At 42.0% G+C, this 1963-nt stretch carries 2 protein-coding genes and 1 pseudogene; all 3 read right to left on the bottom strand.

Annotated elements, in window-relative coordinates; genetic code table 11:
• Positions 1-232: pseudogene (locus H6H02_RS26515) on the bottom strand (IS701 family transposase); the annotation flags it as partial.
• A gap of 185 nt (positions 233-417) precedes the next feature.
• Positions 418-690: a hypothetical protein gene (locus tag H6H02_RS26520; RefSeq protein WP_190823409.1), complete on the bottom strand. Its 273-nt coding sequence runs from the start codon at positions 688-690 to the stop codon at positions 418-420.
• Positions 691-746: 56 nt separating this feature from the next.
• Positions 747-1583, bottom strand: coding sequence for a YwqG family protein (locus tag H6H02_RS26525; protein WP_190823410.1), 837 nt, complete (start codon positions 1581-1583; stop codon positions 747-749).
• Between the last annotated feature and the right edge of the window lie 380 nt (positions 1584-1963).

Raw genomic sequence — 1963 nt, forward strand, 5'->3', positions numbered from 1 at the left:
CTATAAAATGATGTAATGATTGAGCTGAGTTTATACTTACAGCTTTCGCTATCTCTGGTAATGATTTTCTTTTGATTGGTGACATTATCCCTAAATGTAAATATTTGAAGCATTCATAATTTCTTACTTCCTTAAACAGGTCTTTATACTCTGCACAATATTCATCTATGAGCGTCACTGTTCGGTGAGCATCTCTTGGCAAATGCTTGAGGATTTGTAATTTTACATCCATTGCCCTACTTACCTTTCAGGTTTTTCTCTGTTCATTCTTTTATTTAGAATACTCGGAAAGTGACAGAAAAGGGATATTGGTGTGTTGAGCCGTATTTATTTCAGAGCCACTTAGAAAGTTGGGGTTTGCCAGAGTTAAGCTTGCCCTCTTCCTCAGGAAAATACATAGCAGAACTGTCATTGGGTCTAATGTGGAGCGTCATTTCGACAAACGCGATCGCGCTCAGTCGCTGAAGCGCGATCGCATTCAGCATTGGCGAGGATAGCGATCGTATTGGAGTAGAGGTTGGGTTTCCTGCATCCAACCTCTATTGGATGAAGTGCGATCGCACTAAAGTAGAAAGGTTGGAAAGAAGGTAGTGCCAGATTGAAGCACTGTTTGAAGAGTTGAGAGCCAAGGCTGGAGAAAATCTCGACAAGGGAGATGAGTATAGCGATCGCATTAATGACACCAGCCACGAGGAAGAATAGAACTACTGGGTTTACCGATCCAAAATGTAACAACAAAACTATTTTTACCCGCAAGCCCAGTCATAGATAACATCCGAAAAATCAAGACGTCTCAAGGCTGAGTCTTTGATAAAAAAGTTACAAGTACCGTTATCTCCCCATTGAATTCCAATTTCTTCCGCACTCTTCATATCAGTGTCGATTTGCAGCAACAGAAGATAGGGTTCAATATCTTCTGGCAGGAACCGCCGAGGATCTTCTTGAACGCAATCTGGATAACCACCCAGCTTATGTCCTACCGGATACATATCGTTATAGGCGTAATCGAGATCAACATCATTTACAAATGCATCGCAAACATCACTTCCTATTAATTCGTCAAACTTATAATCACAAGTTGTTATAGGAGCAGATTGCTGGTTAAAGGTCAACGCAAAGCAGTCGTTTCTGTCCGGGGTATAGAAACGAGGAGTAGAAAAAGGGGTAAATTCTCTATCCCACAGGTTTTGCAGAAAATCAAAATTCGTGATGAGGTTATCCTCGTTGAGGTCAAAGTCAGGGAAATAAAGAACACGAAAACCTTTTTGACTCATTCGAGCTTCATAGTTGCAGCCGTATAAGTCATCCCCAGCAATGTAAAACTGAAGAATACCTTTTTCGGGGAAACCTTCTAAACGAGGGACTTCGCTAAAATTGATTTGTGCCAGAAGATAGAGATAGTCACCATCCGGAGTTTTAGGGTAGTCAAAACCCTTGGGCAAGTATGGAAAACCTGCAAATTTACTCTGCCATAGAGTTGCTGCTTTCGTTGGATGAGCTTGAATTTCAACATATGGTTTGACTGTTGCCTCAAACCTATCCCTGAACTGTTCTAGACCGTCAGGAAGCTCAAGTCTGCTCATTAACTCTACTCCGTACCACTGAGATTTTCTTAATCAATCAGTACGCTCGCCTATCCCTGGAGATTGGGTTGAGCCAGGAAACTCAACGGATACGCCCGTCCAACATCAACACCAAATTCTATTTCCAGGAGATATTAGACCTCCTCGCCTGTACTTTAATCTGGTGAAAAATCTGGTAGAAACTCATCATCAATGACTTGTGCCAGCTCATACAGACACTGGAACCATCGGCATAGTAGCGTGACTGTGAAGCTTATGGTGACACGTAAGTAGCTAGGATGATTTAAACCTAAAACGCTCCATCGTATACCCACCTTGTTCACTTCGTGATTCCATGCCCTCCATCACAGCCAGGGCTAAATCATATTCATTGTCAAACA

This window comes from Coleofasciculus sp. FACHB-1120, from assembly GCF_014698845.1.
Classification (GTDB): Bacteria; Cyanobacteriota; Cyanobacteriia; order Cyanobacteriales; family FACHB-T130; genus FACHB-T130.

Excerpts from the sequence above, each read along its gene's own strand:
- H6H02_RS26525 (WP_190823410.1), bottom strand. The coding sequence starts at position 1,583 with ATGAGCAGACTTGAGCTTCCTGACGGTCTAGAACAGTTCAGGGATAGG.